General features: G+C 72.7%; 11 protein-coding genes and 1 tRNA gene. 10 read left to right on the plus strand and 2 right to left on the minus strand.

Features of this window, described 5'->3' with window-relative positions; genetic code table 11:
- Nucleotides 1–107: 107 nt before the first annotated feature.
- Nucleotides 108–785: a DegT/DnrJ/EryC1/StrS family aminotransferase gene (locus tag V1J52_RS00005; protein WP_330138071.1), complete on the plus strand. Its 678-nt coding sequence runs from the start codon at nucleotides 108–110 to the stop codon at nucleotides 783–785.
- A 49-nt stretch (nucleotides 786–834) separates the two neighbouring features.
- Nucleotides 835–907: transfer RNA gene (locus V1J52_RS00010), tRNA-Thr, on the plus strand.
- 66 nt (nucleotides 908–973) lie between these two features.
- Here V1J52_RS00010 and V1J52_RS00015 read toward each other — a convergent pair.
- A complete protein-coding gene (locus V1J52_RS00015; RefSeq protein WP_330138072.1) occupies nucleotides 974–3,601 on the minus strand; it encodes a SpoIIE family protein phosphatase in 2,628 nt (875 codons plus the stop codon).
- A 464-nt stretch (nucleotides 3,602–4,065) separates the two neighbouring features.
- Between V1J52_RS00015 and V1J52_RS00020 the strand changes: the two genes are divergently transcribed.
- From V1J52_RS00020 to V1J52_RS00055, 8 genes are all read left to right on the plus strand, one after another.
- The gene (locus V1J52_RS00020; protein WP_443075668.1) at nucleotides 4,066–9,567 is read left to right on the plus strand and encodes a HAMP domain-containing protein; all 5,502 of its coding nucleotides are present in this window, start codon (nucleotides 4,066–4,068) and stop codon (nucleotides 9,565–9,567) included.
- A 253-nt stretch (nucleotides 9,568–9,820) separates the two neighbouring features.
- Complete coding sequence (locus V1J52_RS00025; RefSeq protein WP_330137400.1) at nucleotides 9,821–10,501, plus strand: response regulator; 681 nt, start codon at nucleotides 9,821–9,823, stop codon at nucleotides 10,499–10,501.
- A 124-nt stretch (nucleotides 10,502–10,625) separates the two neighbouring features.
- On the plus strand, nucleotides 10,626–13,370 hold the full coding sequence (locus tag V1J52_RS00030; protein WP_330137401.1) for a DNA translocase FtsK: 2,745 nt from the start codon (nucleotides 10,626–10,628) through the stop codon (nucleotides 13,368–13,370).
- A gap of 214 nt (nucleotides 13,371–13,584) precedes the next feature.
- Complete coding sequence (locus V1J52_RS00035; protein WP_330138073.1) at nucleotides 13,585–14,403, plus strand: helix-turn-helix domain-containing protein; 819 nt, start codon at nucleotides 13,585–13,587, stop codon at nucleotides 14,401–14,403.
- Between the two features lie 59 nt (nucleotides 14,404–14,462).
- Nucleotides 14,463–15,971: a 30S ribosomal protein S12 methylthiotransferase RimO gene (rimO, locus tag V1J52_RS00040; protein WP_330137402.1), complete on the plus strand. Its 1,509-nt coding sequence runs from the start codon at nucleotides 14,463–14,465 to the stop codon at nucleotides 15,969–15,971.
- Complete coding sequence (pgsA, locus tag V1J52_RS00045) at nucleotides 15,968–16,645, plus strand: CDP-diacylglycerol--glycerol-3-phosphate 3-phosphatidyltransferase (protein WP_330137403.1); 678 nt, start codon at nucleotides 15,968–15,970, stop codon at nucleotides 16,643–16,645. Before rimO ends, pgsA begins: the two co-directional genes overlap by 4 nt.
- Nucleotides 16,642–17,172 carry a CinA family protein gene (locus tag V1J52_RS00050; protein ID WP_330137404.1) on the plus strand — a complete coding sequence of 177 codons (531 nt, stop codon included), beginning with the start codon at nucleotides 16,642–16,644 and terminating at the stop codon, nucleotides 17,170–17,172. Before pgsA ends, V1J52_RS00050 begins: the two co-directional genes overlap by 4 nt.
- Before the next feature lie 94 nt (nucleotides 17,173–17,266).
- On the plus strand, nucleotides 17,267–17,647 hold the full coding sequence (locus V1J52_RS00055) for a helix-turn-helix domain-containing protein (protein ID WP_330137405.1): 381 nt from the start codon (nucleotides 17,267–17,269) through the stop codon (nucleotides 17,645–17,647).
- 82 nt (nucleotides 17,648–17,729) lie between these two features.
- Here V1J52_RS00055 and V1J52_RS00060 read toward each other — a convergent pair whose 3' ends face one another.
- Nucleotides 17,730–18,572, minus strand: coding sequence for a DNA-formamidopyrimidine glycosylase family protein (locus tag V1J52_RS00060; protein ID WP_330137406.1), 843 nt, complete (start codon nucleotides 18,570–18,572; stop codon nucleotides 17,730–17,732).
- Nucleotides 18,573–18,580: the final 8 nt, after the last annotated feature.

The raw sequence follows: 18,580 nt of genomic DNA on the forward strand, positions 1-18,580 counted from the left end.
TCATTGGGCCCGGGGCCCGGACGTTTTCGTCCGGGCCCCGGGCTTTTTCATGTTCTGTCACCAGGCGTTCATGTCATTTCGCCATCATCGTCCCCATGGTGACCTCACTGTTGGCCGCCGCCGGCGTGCGCGCCGGGGACGAGGTGGTCCTGCCCTCCTTCGGCGGCGAGGAGACGGCCCGGGCCGTCCGGTCGCTGGACGCCGTACCGGTATTCGCCGACATCGACGCCGCGAGTCTCTGCCTCGATCCGGACGCCGCCGAGGCCGCGGTCGGCGAGCGGACGGCGGCGGTCGTGCCGCTGGCGCTCTTCGGCCACCCCGTCGACACCTCCCGGTTCCTCGCGCTGGGTGAGCGGTGCGGCGTGCGGATCGTCATGCCGCAGGAGCGGGACCCCGGCGTCCCGGAGCTGGACGCCGCGCGTCGCCGCCAGCACGCCGTCTACCTGGACGCCCGCCTCACCGGCGTCGTCACCCCCACCGCCGCGCCGGGGGTGCGGCACGCGTACACGCAGTACGTCGTGCGCGTGCCCGGCAACGGGCGACCGGACCGGGACGCGTTCCGGCGTGCGCTGTCGGCGCGGGGCGTGCGGTGCACGGTGCCGGTTCCCACACCGGCCCACCGCACAACGGCCCACCGGGGCCCGGTGCGGCTTCCGGAGACGGAGCGGGCCGCGGCCGAGACCCTGGCCCTGCCGTTCCACGCCGGTCTGACCCGGAGGGAGCTGCACCGCATCGTCGGCGCCTGCAACGCGCTGGGCGGCCTGGTGCTCGAACCCGCGGGCTGACGTGGTCGGCGGGCCGTCGCCCGTCAGGTATGATCGTTGCCGTCGACGCGCCCCAATAGCTCAGTCGGCAGAGCGTCTCCATGGTAAGGAGAAGGTCAACGGTTCGATTCCGTTTTGGGGCTCAGACGAAAGCCCCCGCCACGTGGCGGGGGCTTTTCGCATGTCCGGGACCCTTGTTCGCCGGGCGGTCACTCCGGGACGCGCATCGCCATGATGGCCATGTCGTCCGACGGGGCGTCGGCGGCGAACCGTTCGACGGCACGCATGATGCGGGACGCCACCGCCCCGGCCGTGAGGCCCGTGCAGGCGGTGAGGCATTCCGCGAGCCCGTCGTCGCCCAGCATGCGGGTGCCCTCCCGCCGCTCGGTGACGCCGTCCGTCACGCAGACCAGCACGTCACCCGGGTCGAGGGTGAGGGTCTGCTCGTACAGGTCGAGATCCTCCATCACCCCGAGCAGCGGCTGCGGCTCGGCCGCCGGTTCGACGCTGCCGTCCTGCCGCAGCCGCAGGGGCAGCGGATGGCCCGCGCAGACGACCTTGAGCAGCGCGCCGCCGGACTCCTGCGGCCACAGCTCGCCGTACAGGAGGGTGAGGAAGCGGCTGCGGGAGCCCTCCTCCAGGATGGCGGCGTTCAGGCGCTCCAGTACCGCGGGACCGGCGAAGCCCTCGCGGGCCAGCAGGCGCAGGGCGTGGCGGGCCAGGCCGGTGACGGCGGCGGCCTCCGGGCCCGTGCCGCACACGTCGCCGACCGCGAAGCCGTAGGCGCCGTCCCGGATGGGGAAGAGGTCGTAGAAGTCGCCGCCGACCTCGTTGCCCTCACCGGCCGCGCGGTAGATGACCTCGACCTCCACACCGGGAACGTCGGGCAGTTCCGGCGGGAGCAGGCTGCGCTGCAACGACTGGCTGATCGCGGTGCGCTCGGAGTAGAGCCGCGCGTTGTCGAGGGCGAGCGCGGCACGGCGGGACAGATCCTCGGCCAGTTCCAGGATCTCCTGGCGGAAACGCTCGTCGGTCGGTTTGCCGAGGGTGAGCATGCCGATGACGCGGTTGCGGGCCACCAGCGGCATGACGACCGTCTCGCCTCCGACGGCGGAGGCGGTGGCCAGGCTGGTGCCGGGAGCCGAGCCGGAGTCGTCGCCCAGGGAGAGGCTGCGCAGGGAGGTGCGCAGCGCGGTGGAGTGCGCCGCGCTGCCCGGCGCGGACCAGCCGCGGGCGCCGGGAGCCAGGACGGGCTCGGGCGGCTCCACCTTGGCCAGCAGGGCCTTGAGGCCGTCGATGCGCTCCTCGTCCTCGTGCAGGACGTAGGCGAGTTCCGGTTCGGAGTTGGACTCGGCGATGGTGTAGACGGCGCACCAGGTGGCGAGCGTGGGCACCGTCATCTGCGCCATGAGGGCGAGGGTCTGGTCCCGGTCGAGGGTGCCGGCGAGCAGGTCGGACGCCTCGACGAGGAAGGACAGGGAACCGCGGCGCAGCCGCTCCAGCTCGGTGAGCCGGGCGGACTCCACGGCCAGGGCGATGCGGTCGGCGGCGAACTGGAGGCGCAGGGCCTCCTCGTTGGTGTAGCGGCCCGGCGCCTCGGCGGCCACGCCGAGCGATCCCGTCAGGCGTCCCTCGACCTTGAGCGGGACGGTGACCACCGAGCGCATGCCCGTGCCCTCCAGCAGCGGCACGGCGCCGGGCACGGCTGGCACGTCCTCGTGCACGGATGGCAGCCGCGCGCTGCCGTACCGGCCGCTGCCGGCCTCGACGGGCACCCGGGCGAAGCGCTGCCGGGCGGCGGGCAGGCCGGTGGAGGCGCGGACCTCCAGCTCCGTCTCGTCGTCGGTGGCGAGGAGCAGGTAGGCGGCGTCGCCTTCGAGCATGTCGCGGGCCCGCTCGACGGTCCGCTGGAGCAGGCCGTCCAGATCCTCCGGCGGCGGTGAGCCGATGAACACCTCGAACGGGTCGACTCCCGCGCGGTCGCGCCCCTCACCGGACCCGCCGGAGCCCTCGGAGGAGGGCGGGCGCAGCGGGCTCTGGAGGACGGCGCGCTCGTGCTCGCGCACGAGGAGGCAGACGGTGGACGGCTCCCCGGCGGCGTCGCGCATGCGCAGGTGGGAGGCGTAGACGGGGATGGTGCGCCCGTCGGCGCGGCGGAGCCCGTAGGTGCCCTCCCAGCGGGACAGGGCCAGGGCCTCCGCGATGCCGGTCCCGGTGCCGGGGGTGTGCGGCCAGGCGGCGAAGTCGCTCAGGGGCTTGCCGACGACCTGGTCCGCGGTGAACCCGGACAGTTCCACGGCGTCGTCGTTCCAGGCGGAGACGCCGCCGCCGCGGTCGATCTGCACGACGGCGACGCGGACGCGGCTGTCGGTGAACGGCAGCGCGTCGTCGGGCAGCTCCGGACCGGCGGCGCGGGTGCCCACGGGGCGGTCGGGCAGGTCGAGGCGGAACCACACGCGCTTGTCGGACGCGGTGTAGTCCACGCCCCAGCGGGTGGCGAGGGCCGCGCACAGCATCAGACCGCGTCCGCCCTCCCGGTCGGGCCCCGGCTGGAGCTGGTCGGCGTCGCGTACGGGCACCTCGCGCTCCGGGTAGCGGTCGGCGACCTCGACGCGCACGCCGTCCCCGTCGCGCAGGCACCGCACCTCGGCGGAGGTACCGGCGTGGACGACGGCGTTGGTCACCAGTTCGCTGGTGAGGACGACGGCGTCGTCGATGATGTCCGCGAGGCCCCACCCCTGGAGGGTGTCGCGCACGAAGCCGCGGGCGGCAGCGACCGATCGTCCGACCGGCTCGAAGGTGGCTGCGGCCCGTGCCGTGATCACGTCTGCCCCCATGGGTGTGTCGGTGTGCCCCGTCGGCTGCGCCTCGGGGCCGCGCTGGGCGTACACCCGCGCGGTGGGCCGCCCCAGACTGGCGCTCTGCTTCTCCACCCCGGCGTTCTCTCCTTGCCCGTCTAGCTCACTCGGCCACTGTGCCGTCCGCCGCTGTCCGGCGGGCCCGTCCCGTCCGCGGCGCGGGCGGAATGGACAGCCGAAGGCCAGGTTACTTACGTTCGCTGGGGAGGCGGGCGCCGGATGCGGGTGATTCCCCCTCCGGCGTCCGGACCGGTGGTGTGCGATGCTGCCGAACTGTTATCGCCTGGTTCGGCCGAGGTGAAACACTGGGAAGGTTGGTTGAGGCAGCCGGACGGAATGGTCGACCCTGCAGGAGGGACGCGGTGGACTCTGGCGGAACGGCGCGAACGGGCGCCGGCACGCGGCCGAAGGGCGGACGGACCCGGAGGAGCGGGACCGTCGAGGTGGACAGGGCTGCCCTGGACCGGCTCCGTACCGCGCTCATGGCGATGCGGGACGGGAACTTCCGAAAACGGCTCACCGTCGCGGGCGAGGGCCCGATGGCGGAGATCTCGGCCCTCTTCAACGACGTGGCCGACCGCAACCTGCACCTGGCGAACGAGCTGTCCCGGGTGCGCCGGGTGGTCGGCCGGGAGGGGCGGCTGACCGAGCGGCTGGAGGCCGGGGCCTGTGAGGGTTCCTGGGCGGCCGCGGTCAACGCCTCGAACGCCCTGGTGGACGACCTGGTACGGCCGGTGTCCGAGGTGGGCCGGGTGCTCAGCGCGGTCGCCGAGGGCGATCTCGGCCAGCGCATGGACCTGCGGGTGCAGGGCCCGGACGGCAATCCGCCGCACGCGCTGCGCGGCGAGTTCCTGAAGGTGGCCAGGACGGTCAACGGGCTGGTGGACCAGTTGTCGGTGTTCACCGACGAGGTGACCCGGGTGGCCAGTGAGGTGGGAACCGAGGGCAAGCTCGGCGGGCAGGCCAAGGTGCGCGGCATGTCCGGGTCGTGGAAGGACCTCACGGACTCCGTCAACACCATGGCGTCGCGGCTCACGGCCCAGGTGCGCGACATCGCGCTGGTCACGACGGCGGTGGCCAAGGGCGACCTGTCGCGCAAGGTCACCGTCCACGTGGCCGGGGAGATGCTGGAGCTGAAGAACACCGTCAACACGATGGTGGACCAGCTCTCGTCCTTCCAGTCGGAGGTGACGCGCGTCGCGCGCGAGGTCGGCACCGAGGGGGAGCTGGGCGGGCAGGCGCGCGTCGAGGGCGTCGGCGGCGTCTGGCAGGACCTGACAGACTCGGTCAACCTCATGGCGGGCAACCTCACCTCACAGGTGCGGGAGATCGCCCGGGTGACGACGGCCGTGGCGGGCGGCGACCTGTCGCAGAAGGTCGCGGTGAACGCGCGCGGCGAGGTCGCGCAGCTCGCCGACACGATCAACACGATGACCGAGACGCTGCGGACCTTCGCCGACGAGGTGACGCGGGCGGCCAGCGAGGTCGGCACCGAGGGCATCCTCGGCGGGCAGGCGCAGGTGCCGGGCGTGGCGGGCACCTGGAAGGACCTCACCGATTCGGTGAACACCGCCTTCCGCAACCTCACCGCGCAGGTGCGGGACATCGCGCAGGTGACGACGGCGGTGGCCAACGGTGACCTGTCGCAGAAGGTGACGGTGGACGTCTCCGGCGAGATGCTGGAGCTGAAGAACACCGTGAACACCATGGTGGGCCAGCTCTCCTCCTTCGGCGCGGAAGTGACGCGCGTCGCCCGGGAGGTCGGCGTCGAGGGCGGGCTGGGCGGCCAGGCGAAGGTGCCGGGAGCCGCCGGCACGTGGAAGGACCTCACGGACTCCGTCAACACCGCCTTCGCCAACCTCACCGGGCAGGTCCGCAACATCGCGCAGGTGACGACGGCGGTGGCCAACGGTGACCTGTCGCAGAAGGTGACGGTGGACGTCTCCGGCGAGATGCTGGAGCTGAAGAACACCGTGAACACCATGGTCGACCAGCTCTCCTCCTTCGCCGAGCAGGTCACCCGGATGTCGCGCGACGTGGGCACGGAGGGCCGTCTGGGCGGCCAGGCCCGGGTGGACGGCGTCTCGGGCACGTGGAAGGACCTCACGGACTCCGTCAACACGATGGCGGGCAACCTGACGGACCAGGTGCGGCAGATCGCCCAGGTGACCACCGCCGTGGCCCGCGGCGACCTGTCGCAGAAGATCCAGGTCGACGCGCGCGGCGAGATCCTGGAACTGAAGAACACCATCAACACGATGGTCGACCAGCTCTCGTCCTTCGCCGATCAGGTGACGCTGGTGGCGCGCGAGGTGGGCACGGAGGGCCGCCTGGGCGGCCAGGCGCAGGTGCCCGGCGTCGCGGGCGTGTGGCGCGACCTGACCGACTCGGTGAACGGCATGGCCGAGAACCTGACGGGACAGGTGCGCAACATCTCGCAGGTGGCGACGGCCGTCGCCCGCGGTGACCTGTCACAGAAGATCACCGTGGACGCCCGGGGCGAGATCCTGGAGCTGAAGACGACCATCAACACGATGGTGGACCAGCTCTCCTCGTTCGCCGAGCAGGTGACCCGGGTGGCCAGTGAGGTGGGCACCGAGGGCAAGCTCGGCGGGCAGGCCGAGGTGAAGGGCCTGGCCGGCACCTGGAAGGACCTCACGCAGTCGGTCAACGGCATGGCGAACAACCTGACGTCGCAGGTGCGCAACATCGCCGAGGTCACCACCGCCGTGGCCGAGGGCGACCTGTCGAAGAAGATCAGCGTGGACGCCAAGGGGGAGATCCTCACCCTCGTCACCACGGTGAACACGATGGTGGACCAGCTCTCGTCGTTCGCCGAGCAGGTGACCCGCGTGGCGCGCGAGGTGGGGACCGAGGGCAAGCTCGGGGGCCAGGCGCACGTGCGCGGCGTCTCCGGCATCTGGAAGAACCTGACCGACAACGTCAACCTGATGGCGAACAACCTGACCGGTCAGGTGCGCAACATCTCCGACGTGGCCACGGCCGTCGCCAACGGCGACCTGAGCAAGAAGGTCACCGTCGAGGCGAGCGGCGAGATCGCCCGGCTGGCGGACACGGTCAACACGATGGTGACGACGCTGTCGTCGTTCGCCGCCGAGGTCACGCGGGTCGCGCGCGAGGTGGGGACGGAGGGCCGCCTCGGCGGCCAGGCTCAGGTGCCGGGCGTGTCGGGCACCTGGAAGGACCTGACCGAGTCCGTCAACTCGATGGCGAACAACCTCACCGGGCAGGTCCGCAACATCGCCCAGGTGACGACCGCCATCGCCAAGGGCGACCTGACCAAGAAGATCGACATCGAGGCCCGGGGCGAGATCCTGGAGCTGAAGACGACGATCAACACGATGGTCGACCAGCTCTCCCTGTTCGCCGAGGAGGTCACCCGGGTGGCCCGCGAGGTGGGCACCGAGGGCATCCTCGGCGGTCAGGCCCGGGTGCGGGACGTGGCGGGCACCTGGCAGGACCTCACCGAGTCGGTGAACGAGATGGCGGGGAACCTGACCCGGCAGATCCGCGTGATGGCGAAGGTGGCGACGGCGGTGGCCCGCGGCGACCACGCGGTGACCATCGACGTGGACGCGGCCGGCGAGATCATGGAACTCCAGGGTTACCTGAACCAGATGATCCGCAACCTGCGCGAGACCACGCTCGCCAACCGCGAGCAGGACTGGCTCAAGGGCAATCTGGCCCGCATCTCCGGCCTCATGCAGGGGCGCCGGGAGCTGAACGACGTGGCGCAGCTCATCATGAGCGAGCTGACGCCCGCCGTCTCCGCCCAGCACGGCGCGTTCTTCCTGGCCGTGCCGACGGGCGAGGAGCCGGAGAAGGCCGGGGTGGGCGAGGGTGACGGCGCCTACGAGCTGCGCCTGCTGGGCTCCTACGGCTACCGCCGGGACGCCATGCCGACCGCGTTCGCCCCGGGGGAGTCCCTGGTGGGCACGGCGGCGGTGGAGAAGCGCACCATCGTCATGGAGAAGGTGCCGCCGGGCTACCTGAAGATCGGCTCGGGGCTCGGCGAGTCCGCGCCCGCGGACGTCATCGTCATGCCGGTCGTCTTCGAGGGCGAGCTGCTCGGCGTGGTGGAACTCGCGGCGTTCCAGCCGTTCACCCAGATCCAGAAGGACTTCCTCAGCCAGATCGCCGAGATGATCGCCACGAGCGTCAACACCATCAGCGTCAACACCAAGACGGAGGTGCTGCTCAAGCAGTCGCAGGAGCTGGCCGAGCAGCTCCAGGAGCGTTCGGTGGAGCTGGAGAGCCGCCAGATGGCGCTGGAGAACTCCAACGCGCAGCTGGAGGAGAAGGCGGAGCAGCTCGCGCAGACCAACCAGGACATCGAGATCAAGAACTCCGAGATCGAGCAGGCCCGGCAGGTGCTGGAGGAGCGCGCCGAGCAGCTCGCCGTCTCGATGCGCTACAAGTCGGAGTTCCTGGCGAACATGTCGCACGAGCTGCGCACGCCGCTGAACTCGCTGCTCATCCTGGCCAAGCTGCTGGCCGACAACGGGGAGGGGAACCTCTCCCCGAAACAGGTGGAGTTCGCCGAGACGATCCACGGCGCGGGCTCCGACCTGCTCCAGCTCATCAACGACATCCTCGACCTGTCGAAGGTCGAGGCGGGGAAGATGGACGTCTCCCCGACCCGGATCGCGCTGGTGCAGCTCGTCGACTACGTCGAGGCGCACTTCCGGCCGCTGACGGCGGAGAAGAACCTCGACTTCTCGGTACGGGTGTCGCCCGAGCTGCCGCCCACCCTGCACACGGACGAGCAGCGGCTGCTCCAGGTGCTGCGGAACCTGCTGTCGAACGCGGTGAAGTTCACCGACGGCGGTGCGGTGGAGCTGGTCATCCGGGCGGCCAAGAGGGACGTGCCCGTCCCGATCCGGGAGCAGATGCTGGAGCAGGGCGCGCTGCGGGACGCCGACGCCGAGCTGATCGCCTTCTCGGTGACCGACACCGGCATCGGTATCGCGCAGAGCAAGATGCGGGTGATCTTCGAGGCGTTCAAGCAGGCGGACGGCACGACCAGCCGCAAGTACGGCGGCACCGGGCTCGGGCTGTCCATCAGCCGGGAGATCGCCCGGCTCCTGGGCGGCGAGATCGACGCCGTCAGCGAGCCGGGCCGCGGCTCGACGTTCACCCTGTACCTGCCGCTCGACCCGACCGAGCTGCCGCCGCCCGGGTTCGAGCAGCCCGTGGGCGCGCCGCTGGCCCTGCCGCTCTCGTCCCGTCCGGCGGGACCGGGGGCGCGGTCCCGTGCGGCGGACGAGGTGCCGGCGGTGTCCGCGCCCCGTGCGCTCCCGGCCCTCCCGGCCGCGGACGGCGCCGCCGGGGAGCGTCCCGCCGGTCCCGACGGTGGTCCGGTCCGGCCCGAGGGCACCGGTGGCCGCGGTGGCGGGCCGGACGGTGCGCGGACGGGCGTGAACGGCGCGGCGCCCGGCGTGCCGCAAGGCGGCGGGGAGCCCCTCGCGGAGCCGGAGCGCGAGCCGGAGCCGGAGTCCGGCGCCGAGTGGCGGCCGTCCGGGAGCGCGGCGCCCGACCCGGCCCGGTTCCAGGGCCGCAAGGTGCTGATCGTGGACGACGACGTGCGCAACGTCTTCGCGCTCACCAGCGTGCTGGAGCAGAACGGGCTTCAGGTGCTGTACGCGGAGAACGGCCGCGAGGGCATCGAGGTGCTGGAGCAGCACGACGACGTGGCCCTGGTGCTGATGGACATCATGATGCCGGAGATGGACGGCTACGCCACGACGCAGGCGATCCGGCGGATGCCGCAGTTCGCGGGGCTGCCGATCATCGCGCTGACGGCCAAGGCGATGAAGGGCGACCGGGAGAAGAGCATCGACGCCGGGGCCTCCGACCACGTCACCAAGCCGGTCGACCCGGGCCACCTGCTGTCCGTGATGGGGGAGTGGATGCGGGCCGGATGATTCGGGCCGGTACGCGCGGGTTCCCCGGAGCCGTGTATGTTGACTGCCTGTGGCCGGTTCCGGGCGAACTGCGGTGTTCGGGGAACCTCCTGGTCCTGCGAAGCGTTTCTGCTGTGTGCACAGTGACATCGCGGTGACAGGGTGTGGCGGGCGGCAGGGTGCGGCTACCATGACCGGCACAAGGACGGGCGGCGCAAAGGAGTCGTCCCCGAAGGCGGCGTCCCGGACGTCGCCGGGGCGAGGAGGACGGGCCATGGTGCAGAAGGCCAAGATCCTCCTGGTCGATGACCGGCCGGAGAATCTGCTGGCGCTGGAGGCCATCCTCTCCGCGCTCGATCAGACGCTGGTGCGGGCATCGTCAGGGGAGGAAGCGCTGAAGGCGCTGCTCACGGACGATTTCGCCGTGATCCTGCTGGATGTCCAGATGCCGGGCATGGACGGCTTCGAGACGGCGGCGCACATCAAGCGCCGCGAGCGGACGCGGGACATCCCGATCATCTTCCTCACCGCCATCAACCACGGCCCGCACCACACCTTCCGCGGTTACGCGGCCGGGGCCGTCGACTACATCTCCAAGCCCTTCGACCCGTGGGTGCTCCGTGCGAAGGTGTCGGTGTTCGTCGAGCTGTACATGAAGAACGTGCAGCTGCGCGAGCAGGCCGCCCTGCTGCGCCTCCAGCTCGACAACGGTGAGGAGGGCTCCGGCGGGGAGTCCTCCGAACCCGCCGGGGTGCTCGCCGAGCTGTCCGCCCGGCTGGCGGCGGTCGAGGAGCAGGCCGAGGCGCTGTCCAAGCAGCTCGGGGACCACGCGGACGCCGCGGCGGTGGCAACCGCCGCGCACCTGGAGCGCAAACTCACCGGGCTGCGCCGGGCACTTGACGCCCTGGAACCCGGCACGGGCGGGCGTCCGGCCTCGCTGCCCACCCAGCAGTGAGCTGACGGCGGGCTCCTGACGCCGGGTCACCGGCGCGGCAGGCGGTGGCCGCCGCGTGCTTTGGCCGCCGCTGACCGCCGATCCGTCCGTGCCTCGCGCGGCGGTCGGCGGTAACCTCACCACCATGGCCTCACGTACGTCCGGCAAGGCGGCCAGCAAGGCGCCCGCGAAGAAGGCAGCGAAGCCACCGGCGAAGGCGCCCGCGAGGCCGGCGGCGAAGAAGGCCAGCCCGAGGAGCGCCGCGGCGAAGAAGGCGGCGGCGAAGCGGCCGCCGGTCAAGCCGGCGCCGTCCCCCACGGGAGGCATCTACCGCCTGGTGCGTGCCGTGTGGCTCGGCATCGCCCACACCCTCGGTGCGCTGCTGCGCGGCATAGGGCGCGGTGCGAGAGGTCTGGACCCGGCGCACCGCAAGGACGGGGTGGCGCTGCTGCTGCTCGGCTTCGCCATCGTGGTGGCCGCCGGGACGTGGTCCAGCCTCCAGGGTCCGGTCGGGGACCTCGTCACCATGCTCGTCACCGGCGCCTTCGGCCGGCTCGACCTGCTCGTCCCCGTGCTGCTGGGCGCGCTCGCCGTCCGGCTCATCCGCCACCCGGAGCGGCAGGAGGCCAACGGGCGCATCGTCATCGGGTTCTCCGCGCTGGTGTTCGGCGTGCTGGGCCTGGTCCACATCGCCTGCGGCGCGCCGGGGCGCGGTGCGGGTGACGACGTCCTGCGGGACGCCGGCGGGCTGATCGGCTGGGCGGCGTCCAAGCCGCTCATCCTCACCGTCACCGAGGTCCTCGCGGTGCCGCTGCTGGTGCTCGTCACCGTCTTCGGGCTGCTCGTGGTGACCGCGACGCCGGTCAACGCCGTCCCGCAGCGGCTGCGGCAGCTCGCCGTGCGGCTCGGAGTGCTGGCCGGGCCCGCGGGGGAGCACGCCGCGGACGCGGACGACCGGGCGGGCGCGCCGCCCCGGCAGCGCCGGGCCAACCTCCGCAAGGACACCGGGCCGGAGGAGGCCGAGAAGGAGGCGCTGGACCGCCGCCGCGCGGCCCGGCGCGCCCGGCGTGCGCCGGAGGCGGGCGGCGGGGCGTTCGCGCAGGACGCCGACGGCCGCAGCCTGGACGGGCTGGACCTCGCGGCGGCGGCCACGGCGGACCTGGACGGCGCGCTGCTGCACGGCGTGCAGCCCTCGCCGCTGGTGGCCGGGATCAGCAGCACGGTGGCCGCCGAGCAGGAGCGGGCGCAGCGGCGTGAGCCGTCCGGGCCCGCGCGGGCCACGACGCCGTACGGCGGTGACCGTCCGCGCGGCGGCGCCGACGGGGAGCGCGGCGGCGTGCCCGACCTGACCAAGCGGGCGCCCGAACCGGCCGGGGACACGCCGGCGCGCGCCGAGCAGCTCCAGCTGTCCGGCGACGTCACCTACGCCCTGCCCTCCCTCGACCTGCTCGTGCGCGGCGGCCCGGGACGCACCCGCAGCGCCGCCAACGACGCCGTGGTGGAGGCGCTCACGACCGTCTTCACGGAGTTCAAGGTGGACGCCTCGGTCACCGGCTTCACCCGGGGCCCGACGGTCACCCGCTACGAGGTCGAGCTGGGCCCGGCGGTGAAGGTCGAGAAGATCACGGCGCTGGCCCGCAACATCGCCTACGCGGTCGCCAGCCCGGACGTGCGGATCATCTCCCCGATCCCGGGGAAGTCCGCGGTGGGCATCGAGATCCCCAACAGCGACCGCGAGATGGTCAACTGCGGCGACGTGCTGCGCTCGGCCGAGGCGGTGGGCGACGAGCACCCGATGCTGGTGGCGCTCGGCAAGGACGTCGAGGGCGGCTACGTCAACGCCAACCTCGCGCACATGCCGCACATCCTGGTCGCGGGCGCCACGGGCTCGGGCAAGTCGTCCTGCATCAACTGCCTGATCACCTCGGTCATGATGCGCGCCACGCCCGAGGACGTGCGCATGGTGCTCGTGGACCCCAAGCGGGTGGAGCTGACCGCCTACGAGGGCATCCCGCACCTCATCACGCCCATCATCACCAACCCCAAGAAGGCCGCCGAGGCGCTCCAGTGGGTCGTCCGGGAGATGGACCTGCGCTACGACGACCTGGCCGCGTTCGGGTTCCGGCACATCGACGACTTCAACGCCGCGGTGCGGGCGGGGAAGATCAGCGCCCCCGAGGGCAGCGAGCGGCAGCTCGCCCCCTACCCGTACCTGCTGGTGATCGTGGACGAGCTGGCGGACCTCATGATGGTCGCGCCGCGCGACGTGGAGGACGCCATCGTCCGCATCACCCAGCTCGCCCGCGCCGCGGGCATCCACCTCGTGCTGGCCACGCAGCGGCCCTCGGTGGACGTCGTCACCGGGCTCATCAAGGCGAACGTGCCCTCCCGGCTCGCCTTCGCCACCTCCTCGCTGGCCGACAGCCGCGTCATCCTCGACCAGGCGGGCGCGGAGAAACTCATCGGGAAGGGTGATGGCCTGTTCCTTCCGATGGGTGATGGGAAGCCCACGCGTATGCAGGGCGCCTTCGTCACCGAGGAGGAGATCCGCGGGGTCGTCGCCCACTGCAAGGAGCAGATGGCCCCGCGGTTCCGCGACGACGTGACGGTCGGGCAGAAGCAGAAGAAGGAGATCGACGAGGAGATCGGCGACGACCTCGACCTGCTGTGCCAGGCGGCGGAGCTGGTCGTCTCCACCCAGTTCGGCTCCACCTCGATGCTCCAGCGCAAGCTGCGGGTGGGCTTCGCCAAGGCTGGCCGGCTGATGGACCTGATGGAGAGCCGCGGTGTCGTCGGGCCGAGCGAGGGGTCCAAGGCCCGGGACGTGCTTGTCAAGCCGGACGAACTGGACGACGTACTGGCGGTGATCCGTGGGGAGACTCATTCGTGATGAGCACGCGGGCAACCGTCCCCGCGAGGAATACGTCCAGTCAGGCGGGTAACACGAACAGCACCCTCGGCCCCTGGGCGATGCGTCACCGCGCAGGAGGGGAAGCCGTCCATCCTGATGGGGGACAAAGTTCGTCCGCCCGCTTGCCCGAACCTTTTGCGACCCCCCTAGACTGAGTGCCCAGCAGGTGGCTACACGTTCGAAAGGCGCCCTCGTGTCCATCGGCAACTCCCCCGAAGAGGACCGGCCGTCCGCCGGCCCCCACGAGGACCGGCCCCCGGTCGGCCGCGTCCTCCGCCAGGCCCGTATCGACGCGGGGCTGACCGTCGACGAGGTCAGTTCCGCCACCCGCGTGCGCGTGCCGATCGTCCAGGCGATCGAGCAGGACGACTTCAGCCGCTGCGGCGGCGACGTCTACGCGCGCGGGCACATCCGCGCGCTCGCCCGTGCCGTCGGGCTCGATCCGGCCGGTCTGATCGAGCAGTACGACGCCGAACACGGCGGACGCCCGCGGGCCACCCCCGCGGCGCCGCTGTTCGAGGCGGAACGCATCCGGCCCGAACCGCGCCGCCCCAACTGGACGGCGGCCATGGTGGCGGCGATCGTGGCGGTCGTCGGGTTCGTCGGGTTCACTCTTTTCGGCGGTGACGACCAGAGCGGCACACCGGTCGCCAAGGCCGAGGCGACGCCCTCCGCGAGCCCCTCGCCGACCGCGTCCGACGCCGGGCCGGCGCCGGAGCCGTCCGACAGCGCCATCGCGGCGGCCCCCGCCGACAAGGTGACGGTCAAGCTCGTCGCCACCAACGGGAACAGCTGGATCTCCGCGGAGGACCACACCGGGCGGCTCATGCACGAGGGCGTGCTGGAGGACGGCGACAGCCAGACCTTCACCGACGACGAGCAGATCGACCTCGTCCTCGGCAACGCCGGGGCGGTCGAGGTGTTCGTCAACGGCAAGAAGGTCGAGCCCGTCGGCGAGGTGGGCCAGGTGCAGCGGGTCAGCTACACCAAGGGAGACCCGGCGCAGGGCTGACCCCCGCCCACAGGCAGGGCCCGGCCGGGGGCACCGGCGGGACGAAGTAGGCTGGGCTCATGCCCGAACGCCGTACCGTCGCCCTGGTCACACTCGGCTGCGCCCGTAACGAAGTGGACTCGGAGGAGCTGGCAGGCCGCCTGGCGGCGGACGGCTGGGACCTCGTCCCCGACGCCGCGGACGCGGACGTCGCCGTCGTCAACACCTGCGGGTTCGTCGAGGCGGCCAAGAAGGACTCCGTCGACGCGCTGCTGGAAGCCGGAGACCTCAAGGGCCAGGGCCGCACCCAGGCCGTCGTGGCCGTCGGCTGCATGGCCGAGCGGTACGGCAGCGAGCTGGCGGACGCCCTGCCCGAGGCCGACGGCGTGCTCGGCTTCGACGACTACGCTGACATCTCCGGACGGCTCCAGACGATCCTCAGCGGCGGCGTCCACGCCCCGCACACCCCGAGGGACCGGCGCAAGCTGCTGCCCATCAGCCCCGCCGCCCGGCAGGGCACCGGGGTGGCGCTGCCCGGGCACGGCGACGCCGTGCAGGACGCGGGTGACGCCGCGCCCGTCCCGGCCGGCCCCGTCCCCGCCGACCTGCCGGCCGGGCTGGCCCCGGCCTCCGGCCCGCGCCCCCCGCTGCGGCGGCGCCTGGACGCCGGTCCCGTCGCCTCCGTCAAGCTGGCCTCCGGCTGCGACCGGCGCTGCTCCTTCTGCGCCATCCCCTCCTTCCGCGGGTCCTTCATCTCCCGCAGGCCCTCCGACGTGCTCGCCGAGACGCGCTGGCTCGCCGGGGAGGGTGTCCGGGAGGTCATGCTGGTCTCCGAGAACAACACCTCCTACGGCAAGGACCTGGGCGACATCCGGCTGCTGGAGACGCTGCTGCCGCAGCTCGCGGCCGTCGAGGGCATCGAGCGGGTGCGCGTGAGCTACCTCCAGCCCGCCGAGCTGCGGCCCGGGCTGATCGACGTGCTCGCCGGGACGGAGAAGGTCGCTCCCTACTTCGACCTGTCCTTCCAGCACGCCGCCCCCGGCGTGCTGCGCGCGATGCGCCGCTTCGGGGACACCGAACGCTTCTGGGAGCTGCTGGAGACGATCCGCGGCAAGGCCCCCGCCGCCGGGGTGCGGTCCAACTTCATCGTCGGCTTCCCCGGCGAGTCCGAGGCCGACTTCGGCGAGCTGGAACGCTTCCTCACCGCGGCACGGCTGGACGCCATCGGCGTGTTCGGCTATTCCGACGAGGACGGCACCGAGGCAGCCGGGTACGAGGACAAGCTCGACCCCGACGCCGTCGCCGAACGCCTGGCGCACCTGACGCCGCTCGCCGAGGAGCTGACCGCCCAGCGCGCCGAGGAGCGCGTCGGTGAGGCCGTCTCGGTGCTCGTGGAGAGCGTGGACGCCGAGGACGGCGTCCACGGCCGTGCCGCGCACCAGGCCCCCGAGACCGACGGGCAGGTCCGGCTGACCGGCTCCGGCTGCGCCGGGCTCGCCGTCGGGCATATGGTCGAAGCGAGGGTGGTGGCGGCCGAGGGCGTGGACCTGGTCGCCGAACCGGAGCGGGCGAAGGAGGCGGTCGGATGACGGGCGTCCCGGCCTCCGCGGCCGGGGGAGGCTCCGTGGCGCAGCCCCAGCGGGCCGCGTCCCGGCAGGCGGGCCTGTGGAACATCGCCAACATCCTCACCATGGTGCGGCTCGCCCTGGTGCCCGGCTTTGTACTGCTGATGGTCGTCGACGGCGGCCACGACCCGGCCTGGCGCTCGCTGGCGTGGGCGGCCTTCACCGTCGCCATGATCACCGACCTCTTCGACGGCGAGCTGGCCCGGCGCTACGACCTGGTGACCGACTTCGGCAAGATCGCCGACCCGATCGCGGACAAGGCCATCATGGGCGCGGCCCTGGTCTGCCTGTCGGTCCTGGGTGACCTGCCCTGGTGGGTGACCGCGGTCATCGTCGGCCGGGAGGTGGCCGTCACCGCCATGCGGTTCTGGGTGATCCGCTACGGCGTGATCCCCGCCAGCCGGGGCGGCAAGCTCAAGACGCTCGCCCAGGGCGTCGCGGTGGGCATGTACATCCTCGTGCTGACCGGTCCGCTGGCCAGCCTGCGGTGGTGGGTCATGGCGGCGGCGGTGCTCCTGACGGTGGGCAGCGCCGTCGAGTACGTGCACCAGGCCGTGGTGCTCCGCCGGGCCGGATCGCGCGCCGCGCGGGCGGCCGCCGCGGACGGCACGGCACAGCGAAAGGAGGGCGCGCGATGATCCGCGAGGCCGCAGCCGACGCGCTGGAGGTACTGGGGCAGCGGGGAGAGGACGTCGCCGCCGCCGAGTCCCTCACCGGCGGCCTGGTCGCCGCCGCGCTGACGGACGCCCCCGGGGCGTCGCGGGCGTTCCGCGGCTCGGTCACCGCCTACGCCACCGGGATCAAACGGGAGCTGCTGGGGGTGGACGGTGGCCTGCTCGACGAGCGGGGCGCGGTCGACGCCGAGGTGGCCCGGCAGATGGCCACCGGCGTCCGGCGCCTGCTGGGCACCGGCTGGGGCGTGGCCACCACCGGCGTCGCCGGTCCCGAGCCGCAGGACGGCCAGCCCGTGGGGCGGGTGTACGTGGCCGTCGCCGGTCCCGGCGGGGAGGCCGTCGCCCGGCGCCTGGACCTTGAGGGGGACCGGGCCGCGATCCGCGACGGCAGCGTCGCAGCCGCCCTGCGGCTGCTCTGCGGGGAACTGCGGAAGAAGAGCGGAGGACCGGACACGGAACAGACCGGGGACGCAGGATGTTTGCAGCCCTGAGTGAACACGACATCGCTCCCCGCACGGCCACGGTTGTAGGCGGTACGGTGGGGCATGAAGGATTCAGGTCCACGGTCCGAGGAGGGAGCCACCGATGATTCTGCTCCGTCGCCTGCTGGGTGACGTGCTGCGTCGGCAGCGCCAGCGTCAGGGCCGTACCCTGCGCGAAGTCTCCGCATCCGCGCGCGTCTCACTCGGGTACCTCTCCGAAGTGGAGCGGGGGCAGAAGGAGGCTTCCTCCGAGCTGCTGTCGTCCATCTGCGACGCACTGGACGTTCCGATGTCCGAGCTGATGCGCGAGGTCAGTGACGAACTGGCCCTCGCCGAGCTGGCCCAGTCGGCCGCCGGTGATGCGGTGCCCGCGCCGATGCGGCCCATGCTCAACCCGGTGTCGGTGAGTTCCGTCACCGGCCGTCCGAACGAACGCGTGACGATCAAGCGGCCCACCGAGGCCGTGGACGTCGTCGCCGCCTGACCCACCGCACCACCGCACCTTTGTGCCGAGGTCCGTACCAGGGCCTCGGCACCGTGCTTGTCCGGCCGGGCCGGGCGGCTCCTCAGCGGCCCGCAGGCCCTGCCCACCGCGGCGGCCCCGGCCGGGCCGTGCCGGACGGCTCCGGCTGGCAGGCGGGGCACCAGTACACCGGGCGGGGAGCCCGCGACGCCGGGCCCGCGTCCGCGCTCCGCACCGGGGTGCCGCAGCGCAGGCACGGCCGGTTGCCGCGCCCGTACACCCACAGCATCCGCCCCCGGCGGCGGTCGCCCGTCGTGCAGCGCTCGGCACGGGCCTTGTTCACGTCCAGCAGCCGGTGCGCCAGCGCGAGCAGCCGCTCCGGCGCGGGGACCAGGCCCACGGGCGTCCACGGCGGAATCCGGACCAGGAAGCACAGCTCCGACCGGTACACGTTGCCCAGGCCCGCCAGGTTGCGCTGGTCCAGCAGGGCCTCGCCGATCGCGCGGCCGGGATCGGCGCGCAGCCGGCGCAGCGCCTCACCGGCGTCCCAGTCCGCACCCAGCAGATCCGGCCCGAGGTGGCCGACCACTTCCTCCTCCCGCGCCGTGGGCAGCAGTTCCAGCACCGGCAGCCGGTAGCCGACCGCCGTGCGCTCCGCGGTGCCCAGCACGGCCCGGATCTCGTGTCCCGGCCCGCCGCTCCAGCGCTCGCCGTCCGCGAACGTCCGCCAGGAGCCGTCCATCCGCAGGTGCGAGTGCAGCGTCAGGCCGCCGCCGAGGCGCGTCAGCAGGTGCTTGCCGCGGGGAACGGTCTCCAGCACCTCACGCCCGGTCAACCGGGCGGTCGCGAACGCGGGCACCCGCAGGTCGGCACGCGTCAGCCGGGCCCCGGACAGCGCCTGGTCCAGCCGCCGCGCGGTGCGCCACACCGTGTCTCCCTCCGGCACCCCGCCGC

This window comes from Streptomyces solitudinis, from assembly GCF_036323765.1.
GTDB lineage: Bacteria > Actinomycetota > Actinomycetes > Streptomycetales > Streptomycetaceae > Streptomyces.

Coding starts and splice junctions, on each gene's coding strand:
- V1J52_RS00050 (WP_330137404.1), top strand. CDS start 16,642: ATGATCCGCGAGGCCGCAGCCGACGCGCTGGAGGTACTGGGGCAGCGG.
- V1J52_RS00025 (WP_330137400.1), top strand. CDS start 9,821: ATGGTGCAGAAGGCCAAGATCCTCCTGGTCGATGACCGGCCGGAGAAT.
- rimO (WP_330137402.1), top strand. CDS start 14,463: ATGCCCGAACGCCGTACCGTCGCCCTGGTCACACTCGGCTGCGCCCGT.
- pgsA (WP_330137403.1), top strand. CDS start 15,968: ATGACGGGCGTCCCGGCCTCCGCGGCCGGGGGAGGCTCCGTGGCGCAG.
- V1J52_RS00015 (WP_330138072.1), bottom strand. CDS start 3,601: ATGGGGGCAGACGTGATCACGGCACGGGCCGCAGCCACCTTCGAGCCG.
- V1J52_RS00030 (WP_330137401.1), top strand. CDS start 10,626: ATGGCCTCACGTACGTCCGGCAAGGCGGCCAGCAAGGCGCCCGCGAAG.
- V1J52_RS00055 (WP_330137405.1), top strand. CDS start 17,267: ATGATTCTGCTCCGTCGCCTGCTGGGTGACGTGCTGCGTCGGCAGCGC.